Below are 7,700 nucleotides of genomic sequence, written 5' to 3' on the forward strand. Positions count from 1 at the left end.
GCAGCAGCGTGCCGGGTCGGCAGGGCAACGACCGAAAGTCCAGCTCGGCGGTGCCGTGGCCGCCGGTGACGAGGACGATCAGGTCCGCGTCGAGCAGAACCGGGCGTCGCCAGCCGGTGCCACCGGCGAGGTCGTCGAGGGTGAGGGTGGTGATGTCGGCGGGCCGGGCCGGGGGGTCGCCGGCCGGGCCCGCCGCGGCGGTGCCGGGTGCCGCCGGCGCGGTGCGTGCGTTCGCCGGTGCGCGGGCGGACGCCGGTGCGATTCGGGCAGGCGCCAGGTCGGTACGGGCTGACGCCAGGTCACTACGCGTCGCCGGGGAAAGCTGACCGGAGGGGACCATCATCTGTGACGGTATCCCGCGCTCGGGACGGTCGCATCCCGACGAGTTCCCGGTCCCGCCGCGCCCGGCTCCTTCCTGCTTCCCCCGGCCGTTCCCGCCTTCCGCCTCTCCCCGGTCGGCTCGGTGGCTTGTCGGGGTTCGGCGGGCGGGCTACGTTACCGATCGGTAGCGCCTGGGTTCGGCGGACCACCGGCGGACCGCCGAGCAGCGAGGGGATGGGCATGATGGATCTGTTCTCGGTCGAAGGCAAAACGGTCCTGGTCACCGGCGGATCGCGGGGGATCGGGCTGATGATCGCCCGAGGCTTCGTGCGGGCCGGCGCACAGGTGATCATCTCGTCCCGCAAGGCGGACGTGTGCGAGGCGGTGGCGAAGGAACTCTCCGCCGAGGGCCGCTGCGAGGCGATCCCGGCCGACCTCGGCCGCGACGAGGGCGCGCGCGGGTTGGCCCAGGCCGTTCGGGAGCGCACCGACCGGCTCGACGTGCTGGTCAACAACGCGGGGGCGACCTGGGGCGCGCCGCTCGAGGCGTACCCGGAGAGCGCTTTCGACAAGCTCTGGGCGGTCAACGTCAAGGCCGCCTTCCGGCTCACCACCGCCCTGCTGCCCACGTTGCGGGCCGCGGCCAGCGCCGACGACCCGGCCCGCGTGATCAACATCGGCTCGGTCGACGGAATCCGGGTGCCATACCTGGAGGTCTACGCGTACTCGGCGACCAAGGCGGCCGTGCATATGCTCACCCGCAGCCTCGCTCACCAGCTCGCCGGCGAGCACATCACCGTGAACGCGATCGCGCCGGGGCCGTTCGAGAGCAAGATGATGGCCTTCGCGCTGGACGACCCGCAGTCGCGCGCGGCCATCGAGCAGCAGGTGCCGCTGGGGCGCATCGGGCGCCCCGAGGACATGGCGGGCACCGCCATCTACCTGTCGTCCCGGGCCGGGGCGTATCTGACCGGCGCGGTGATCCCGGTCGACGGCGGGATCACGACGCACGGCTGAACGCGTACCCCTGAGGATGGCATCCGGGGCCGCGCGGACTCGGCAGATCTGCGCGGCCCCGGTGTGGCCTGGTCAGCGGCCGGCGAGCAGCCGGGTCACCGCCGTGTCGACGTCCAGATGGTCGGCCTCCCGGCCGCGCGGCACGACGACGTAGGTCCGCCGCAGGAAACGCACCAGGACGCTGCGCGGCACCTCGAACAGGGCATTGCCGTCCGGGGACGACAGCGCCAGCGCGACGAAGTCGCCGCGCGGGGTGGCCCACGGCCAGACCCGCACGTCGCCGATGCCGGCCGGCTCGTCGAGGCCGGTGACCAACAGCTCGCGGGCGAAGGACCAGCTCACCGCCTCGCCGCCGGCTGATTCGGCATGGAACAGGACATGGACCGCATACGGGTCAGCAGGGTCGTAACGCAGGCTGGCACGCACCGGCAAGGCGGTGGCGTCAGGCGCGACGAGCCTTAGCGACGTCTCGACCTCTACGGTCGTCGGTCGGATGACACTCATGGACGTTCTCCCCCCGGCACCGCTGCGGAACGCGCGTGTCCCGCTTTCCCCATACTCAGGTGCTACCTCTGGCTACGCTCCGCCATACGCTGACTTCACCCTGTGGTGGGAAGGGGGTCGGAAACGCCGCTAGAATGTGAGAATTCTTGTACGATATCCGGTTTTGCCCATTGCTTGATCCCGCCCGGTATCGGGGTGGTTCAGACGTCGACTTACTCCGGTAACGTCCAGTGGTCCGATGGAGTGACGGGCCGGAGCGACACTGGAGGACGAAATGACCACGAAGCGATCCTCAGTGGATGCCATGGCCCGGCCCGGAGACCCGAACGGCGGGGTCCGGGCAGCCGAAAGGCGGGGGTACGCAGTGCCGAAGGAACAGCATGGCCGGCGCGGGCCGGAGGGGCCCCACGACGCGGCGCCCGGGGGCGGGACGGCGCTCGCCGAACGGCGTGGCGGGCGTCTACGGCAACGGATCGGCACCACCCTCGACCTGATTCGCGCCAACCCCACGGGCCGGGTCACCCTCAAGATAGTCATCTCCGTCACCGGCGCGATCGTCGTCACCGTCGGTATCGCGCTCATCCCGCTACCCGGCCCCGGCTGGCTGCTGGTCATCGCCGGGCTGGGCATCTGGGCCGTGGAGTTCCACTGGGCCCGCCGGCTACTCGGCTTCACCCGCCGGCACGTGCACGCCTGGACCAGGTGGGCCACCAGCCGGTCCCTGCCGGTGCGGCTTCTCCTCGGCTCCGTGGGCCTCGTCTTCGTCGCCACGGTGGTCTGGTTGTCGCTCAAGTACAGCCTCGGCATCGACCTGGTGGCGCGGCTGTTGCACTACCTCGCGACCCACTGACCCCGGATTCGCGGTCCGGTCCCTCGATCAGGTAGAGTCATCGGCGCTGAGGGCGATTAGCTCAGCGGGAGAGCGCTTCGTTCACACCGAAGAGGTCACTGGTTCGATCCCAGTATCGCCCACCAGGTCAGAGGGCACATCCAATCGATGGATGTGCCCTCTTCCGTATCCTGAGTGCCTAACTGAGTGACTAACGGTCCGGGGTCAGCGCGAAGATGCGATCCATAGCAACCGCGCCACTGAGCAACACGGGCCGGAGTTGATGCCGGTAGACCTTCTCCGTGACCGTGGTGCCGGAGTGCCCGCACAGGTCGGCGATGTCTTCCAAGCTCACGCCGCTACTCGACAACACCGACACGAAGCTGTGTCGCAGTTCCCGGGGCGTCCAGTCGGCGGCGGTCAGTCCGGCCTTAGCGGCGACGCGCCGGAACGCTCGCCGGACGTTCGCGGCGTCCAGGGCGTTGCCGGTCGAACTGGCGAACACGAGATTCCGGGGCTGCCAGTCCTTGCCAGCCTTCTCCCGGTCTCGGCGCTGTCGCGCCCGGTGCCGCCGCAGTGCGACCACGCACCGGAGCGGCAGTGCGAGAGTGCGCCGTGACTTCCTGGTCTTGGTGTCGCCACCGGCCCGGACCGAGTGCCATACCGCGATAGACGGCGGTAGCGGCGGGTCATCGTCAGGCCGGCCGTCCAGGTCGACGTGATCCCAGGTAAGCGCCCGCAACTCCTCAGTGCGCGCACCGGTCAGCAGGGACAGCACGACGTAGGCATAAAGGCGGCTGTCCTCGGCGGCGACAAGGATCGCTTTGGCTTGGTCGAGAGTGAGCGATTTCGACGGGCGGCCCTGTTGTCCCTTGGGGATCGAGCAGAGGGCCACTACGTTTCGCTTCACCTTGTCGCGCGCCATCGCCCGATTGACCGCCCGATTCAGGCAGGCGTACAACTCACCAAGGGTGCGTGTGCTCAGGGTTTCCGCCTTGCCCGCTAGCCACCGGTCGACATCTTCCGCGCTGAGGTCGCGCAGCTTTCGCGCGCCCAGCTCGGGGAGGATGTGCCCCCGGCAGAGGTAGCCGCACTTGTCGGTAGTGCCCTTCGCCAGTCCACTGAGCCCGTAGGTAAGCCAGTCGTTGACGGCGTTCGCGACGGTGAACCCCTGGGGGGCGATGGTCAGCCCGTCTTCGTGGTCGCGCAGTACCTCCTTGAGCTTTGCCTTGGCCTCGGTCTTGGTCTTGCCGCTGCCTCGGCGGACGATGCGCTTCCCGGCGGGGGTATAGCCGGTGGTGACGGAGGCGATCCAGCGTTGGCGGGCTTCGTCCCAGTGCAGTCCGCCGTCGCCACGGCTTCGACGCTTGCTCATCAGGCGGCAACTCCTTGTGCGGTCTCGCGCTCCAGCAGCGCGACGTATTCGGTGATAGCGGCGGCAGTGATGCGGCGGTCGCTGCCCTGGCGGACGTAGCGGAGTCGACCGGCGCGCATCTCCTGGTAGATGACGGTGCGGCTCATGCTGAGCAGGTCCATGGCTTCGGTGATCCGGTAGAGGGCTTTGCCAGTCGAGTTCTTCACCGGCGGATGTCCTCCCATCGCTGGGCCGAGGCGGTTGGTCATGCAGCGCCACCGTTGGCGTGGTTGCGGGGGGTATCCGTCCCACCCGTCCCACCCGTCCCCACGCTGGTCAGGGGCGGGACGGCTTGGAGGGTGGGACGGGTTGACCCGTCCCGGTGGGGGTGGTGGTTGGGACGGGTCGTGCCGTCCCACGGGTTTTGCCGTCCCGGGGTTGAGCTGGGCGGGGACGGGTGGGACGGGTGGGACGGCGCGGGTGCGGGGGCGGGGTCGGGCAGGGGGCAATACCGGGTCCAGGCGTCGATGAATGCGTGTCGCTGGTAGCCCTTGACCTGGCCGATTGGGGCGGGGAAGCGGATGTTCGCCGAGGTGATGTCGTACTCGCGGAGCAGGGTGCCGAGCTTGACGGCGGTGAGTCCGGCGGGGCCGTAGTCGGCCCAGGGTGCTTCGGGGTCGGCGCGGAGTCGGTCGAGTAGGACGCTGGTGGGGATGGCGTCGAGGTCGCCGAAGGCGGTGCGGCAGTCGGCGAGGAGCCGGATGCGGTCGGATGCGGCGGCGGTGTCGGTGTGTTCGGTGGTGAGGATGTCGGCGGCTTTGCGGGCGCGGGCGGGCCAGGTGCCGCCCGCGAGGTCGGCGACGGCGATGAGGGGTTCCCAGGTGTCGGCGGCGCGGTCTTCCAGGGGCATGGCGGGTTCGGCGGCTTCCAGGGCGGTCAGGTGGGGGCGTAGCCACGCGGCGAGCTGCTCGGCGAGGGTGCGCAGCGGCGGCCCGTCGCGGCGCATCCGGTACGGGGCGACCCTCTCCCCGGCGGCGCGGCGGCGCATCCGCACGACCACGGCCCGGTCTTCGATGGTGTCGGGCATCGCGCCGATGCCGGCGAGCGCGGCCATGGCGAAGGTGGGGATCTTCTCCAGGCTGCGGGTGTTGTTGTCCCACCGGATGGTGGGCCGGTTGCGCTGGTGACCGGCGTTGAGCAGCCCGCGTAGGTCTTCGTTGGCGTCGGCGTTCTTCCCGCCGAAGATGGTGTCTGCCTCATCGATAAGCAGGGTGGGCGGGTTGTCGGTGCCGATGGCCCGGTAGACGGCGGCGGGTGAGGCGTTGACGGTGATGAGCGGGTTGTGACAGGTGCTCTCGACTACGTCGAGGAGTCGGGACTTGCCGCAGCGCCGTTCCGGCGCGCGGATGACGAGTCGGGGCGCGTGCGCCCACGCGGCCTGGGCGTGGGTGGCAGCGACCCACAGCACCACCGCATCGACGGCCTCGGCGGAGGGCAGGACGACGTAGCGAGTCAGCGCGGCGTGAACGGCGTCGAGGATCGCGGCACCGTCGACCTGGGCGGCGTGGCTCATGGGGCAACTCCTTCGTCTCGGAACCCGCCGGTGATGGCACCGCGGATTTCGCGTTCGGTCTGCTGGGCGGCGCGGCCGGTGTCGGTGAGGGCGGCAATCGCGTCGGCGTGGCTGATGGCTCCGGCGGCGACCATCCGGGCGACGCCTCGGGCGGCGCCGTAGAGGGTCACGCGGTGGCGTCCCTTGGGGGCGGCGGCAACGGTGGCCAGGATGGAGGCGAGCAGCGCGTCAGGGGATGAGATGGCCCCGCCCCCGGGCGTGCGGGTCGACCTGGTCGTGTCGCTGACGGTGCGGGTCGGTGCGGCCTGGCAGGCGTCGAGCAGGGCGGGGGCCATCTCAGTCAGGTCGTGTTCGCCGTCAGCCCACCGGTACGGGCGGCCGGTGCGCTGGTGTCTGCTCGGCGGCAGCACGACGTAGCCGCCATCGGCCTTGATGTCGATGCCGTACCGACCGGGCATCGGCCGGGAGATCACCGAGGTTCCGGGGTGCCGGTAGTACAGGTGCAGCCCGTTGGACCCGGTGACGGCGTAGCGGGTGCGGGGTAGGAGTCCTTCGGTGATGAGCGCGGCCATGCTGTGGTGGCCACCGTGGCGTGGGTCGACGTCCACGACCACCGTCCCGGACGCCGCCCCGGTGCGCAGGGCGAGTTGCCCGCGCGGCACGGCGTCGATGATCGCGGCGACCCGGTCAGGGTGGGTAGTGGCGGCGTAGAAGCCGTGGCAGGTCAGGCAGGGGCAGGCGTGCGGGTCGTGGCCGGTGCCAACGGTGACGCAGGGACGGCAGTTGGCCACGGGTCGTTTGGAGCGGGCGAGCATGAATACCGGCCATCCTCGGGCGGCGTAGTCGAGGGCGGCGGCGAGCAGGTCAGACACGGCGTGTTCTCCCTCCGGTGGTCAGGCGGGGCGGCGGGTGGTGCGTGCGGCGTCCAGGTCGATCAGGGCCGCCCCGTTGTCGGCGGCCGGGGCGGGTCGCCCGGTGGTGGCGCGGTCGGCGGTGACCGACAGGCGTAGGTAGAGGCGGAACCGTCCAGCGTCGGCACCGGTCAGCGGGCGGGGCGTGCCTTGCCAGATGACGCACCCGGCCCCGGCGAGCGCGGTGGTGGCGGCGCGCAGCTCGGCGCGGGTGCCGGTAAACCACACCTCCAGCCCGGACAGGGCCGGGTCGTGACGCGATGGGGTGTCGCGGCGGGTGCCGGTCATCAGCGGGCCAGCGCCCACACGACGAAGACGGCGACGGCGACGGTGCCGGCGGTGGCGGTTGCGTAGCCGGCGAGGTCGCGGATGAGCCATCCGGTGACGCGGGCGCGGGTGATTGCGGCGTCGGCGTGCCAGGCGACGCGCTCGACGCGGCGGCCGAGCGGAACACCGAGAGTGAGGCCGAGGATGATGCCCAGAGCGAGGGTGAGGATGGCGAGTTTCATCGATGCTCCCTGATGGTGGGCATGACGGGTCGCCCGTGGATTCCACGTCGATTCCACGGCGGGTTTGTTTAGGTCAGGGGCCGTGGAATCGGTGTGGATTCCACGTGGATTTCCACGGCCCCTGGGGTGGCTACTGGCCGGTGTGCAGGATGCGGTAGCGGCCGTTGCGGTTGACGGCCATCAGCAGTGGGTGGTTACCGGTGGTGAGTTCGCCGAGGGCCTTGCTGAGCCACTTCGCGCCGTAGCCGGTCGCGGCGAGCACGTCGCCGAGGTCGGCCGGGCGTACCTCGGTGTGCCCCTGCTCGGCGAGGGCGGTGATGTGCTCGCGCAGCACGGCGCGGGCGCGTTCGGGGTTGGCCTGCGGGGGCAGGGCGAGCGACATCCGCCGGGGGGTCGGGGTGGTGTCGATCTCCTGGGAGGGGTCGATGTCGTCGGGTGGGTCGTTGGGGTTGACGCCGGGGCGGGTGGCCATGGCCGGTACCTCCTGGTCGTCGTCGTGGTCGGCGGTGGCAGCCGGGCCGGCGGTCGCGGTGGCGGTGGCGGTGGTGGTGGGCATGACGGGGGCGAGGGCCTTGGCGGTGACGGGGTCGAGGGGCCGGCGCACGGGCGTCCAGCCGGTGACGGCCTCGGCGAGGTCGGCGCGCTGCGCCAGCTCGGCGCGGCAGGGGATCGGCCACCGGTT

At 71.0% G+C, this 7,700-nt stretch carries 9 protein-coding genes, 1 tRNA gene and 2 pseudogenes; 3 read left to right on the plus strand and 9 right to left on the minus strand.

Translation table 11 applies throughout. The features are described 5' to 3' along the window. Positions 1 to 343 (minus strand): annotated as a pseudogene (locus tag MCAG_RS35135) (hypothetical protein); the annotation flags it as partial. Positions 344 to 561: 218 nt separating this feature from the next. Between MCAG_RS35135 and MCAG_RS23830 the strand changes: the two are divergent. Next, positions 562 to 1,338: a RhlG family 3-oxoacyl-ACP reductase gene (locus MCAG_RS23830; protein WP_036377901.1), complete on the plus strand. Its 777-nt coding sequence runs from the start codon at positions 562 to 564 to the stop codon at positions 1,336 to 1,338. A 72-nt stretch (positions 1,339 to 1,410) separates the two neighbouring features. Here MCAG_RS23830 and MCAG_RS23835 read toward each other — a convergent pair whose 3' ends face one another. Next, a complete protein-coding gene (locus MCAG_RS23835) occupies positions 1,411 to 1,842 on the minus strand; it encodes an SsgA family sporulation/cell division regulator (RefSeq protein WP_007075525.1) in 432 nt (143 codons plus the stop codon). Positions 1,843 to 2,137: 295 nt separating this feature from the next. On the opposite strand from MCAG_RS23835, the gene MCAG_RS23840 reads away from it, so the two are divergent. Both MCAG_RS23840 and MCAG_RS23845 read left to right on the plus strand, forming a co-directional pair. Further along, positions 2,138 to 2,692, plus strand: coding sequence for a TIGR02611 family protein (locus MCAG_RS23840; protein WP_369751382.1), 555 nt, complete (start codon positions 2,138 to 2,140; stop codon positions 2,690 to 2,692). Positions 2,693 to 2,742: 50 nt separating this feature from the next. Next, a tRNA-Val gene (locus tag MCAG_RS23845) sits at positions 2,743 to 2,817 on the plus strand. A gap of 65 nt (positions 2,818 to 2,882) precedes the next feature. On the opposite strand, the gene xerC is transcribed toward MCAG_RS23845, so the two are convergent. The 7 genes and pseudogenes from xerC to MCAG_RS23880 form a co-directional block, all read right to left on the minus strand. Beyond that, positions 2,883 to 4,046 (minus strand): tyrosine recombinase XerC, encoded by a 1,164-nt coding sequence (xerC, locus tag MCAG_RS23850; protein WP_007075527.1) that lies wholly within the window; start codon positions 4,044 to 4,046, stop codon positions 2,883 to 2,885. Continuing rightward, complete coding sequence (locus tag MCAG_RS23855; protein ID WP_007075528.1) at positions 4,046 to 4,294, minus strand: helix-turn-helix domain-containing protein; 249 nt, start codon at positions 4,292 to 4,294, stop codon at positions 4,046 to 4,048. Before MCAG_RS23855 ends, xerC begins: the two co-directional genes overlap by 1 nt. Beyond that, the gene (locus tag MCAG_RS23860; protein WP_007075529.1) at positions 4,291 to 5,598 is read right to left on the minus strand and encodes a DUF3631 domain-containing protein; all 1,308 of its coding nucleotides are present in this window, start codon (positions 5,596 to 5,598) and stop codon (positions 4,291 to 4,293) included. Before MCAG_RS23860 ends, MCAG_RS23855 begins: the two co-directional genes overlap by 4 nt. Continuing rightward, entirely contained in the window at positions 5,595 to 6,470 is an 876-nt protein-coding gene (locus tag MCAG_RS23865; protein WP_007075530.1) for a bifunctional DNA primase/polymerase, read from the minus strand. The genes MCAG_RS23860 and MCAG_RS23865 overlap by 4 nt, the downstream gene beginning before the upstream one ends. 21 nt (positions 6,471 to 6,491) lie before the next feature. Beyond that, complete coding sequence (locus tag MCAG_RS23870; RefSeq protein ID WP_050778227.1) at positions 6,492 to 6,797, minus strand: hypothetical protein; 306 nt, start codon at positions 6,795 to 6,797, stop codon at positions 6,492 to 6,494. Beyond that, the gene (locus tag MCAG_RS23875; RefSeq protein WP_036374971.1) at positions 6,797 to 7,018 is read right to left on the minus strand and encodes a hypothetical protein; all 222 of its coding nucleotides are present in this window, start codon (positions 7,016 to 7,018) and stop codon (positions 6,797 to 6,799) included. Before MCAG_RS23875 ends, MCAG_RS23870 begins: the two co-directional genes overlap by 1 nt. A 130-nt stretch (positions 7,019 to 7,148) precedes the next feature. Next, positions 7,149 to 7,700: pseudogene (locus MCAG_RS23880) on the minus strand (conjugal transfer protein TraB); the annotation flags it as partial.

It is taken from the genome of Micromonospora sp. ATCC 39149 (assembly GCF_000158815.1).
Classification (GTDB): Bacteria; Actinomycetota; Actinomycetes; order Mycobacteriales; family Micromonosporaceae; genus Micromonospora.

What these genes read in the sequence shown, in the direction of transcription:
- MCAG_RS23830 (WP_036377901.1), top strand. Translation starts at nt 562, where the DNA reads ATGATGGATCTGTTCTCGGTCGAAGGCAAAACGGTCCTGGTCACCGGC.
- MCAG_RS23835 (WP_007075525.1), bottom strand. Translation starts at nt 1,842, where the DNA reads ATGAGTGTCATCCGACCGACGACCGTAGAGGTCGAGACGTCGCTAAGG.
- xerC (WP_007075527.1), bottom strand. Translation starts at nt 4,046, where the DNA reads ATGAGCAAGCGTCGAAGCCGTGGCGACGGCGGACTGCACTGGGACGAA.
- MCAG_RS23855 (WP_007075528.1), bottom strand. Translation starts at nt 4,294, where the DNA reads ATGACCAACCGCCTCGGCCCAGCGATGGGAGGACATCCGCCGGTGAAG.
- MCAG_RS23860 (WP_007075529.1), bottom strand. Translation starts at nt 5,598, where the DNA reads ATGAGCCACGCCGCCCAGGTCGACGGTGCCGCGATCCTCGACGCCGTT.
- MCAG_RS23870 (WP_050778227.1), bottom strand. Translation starts at nt 6,797, where the DNA reads ATGACCGGCACCCGCCGCGACACCCCATCGCGTCACGACCCGGCCCTG.
- MCAG_RS23875 (WP_036374971.1), bottom strand. Translation starts at nt 7,018, where the DNA reads ATGAAACTCGCCATCCTCACCCTCGCTCTGGGCATCATCCTCGGCCTC.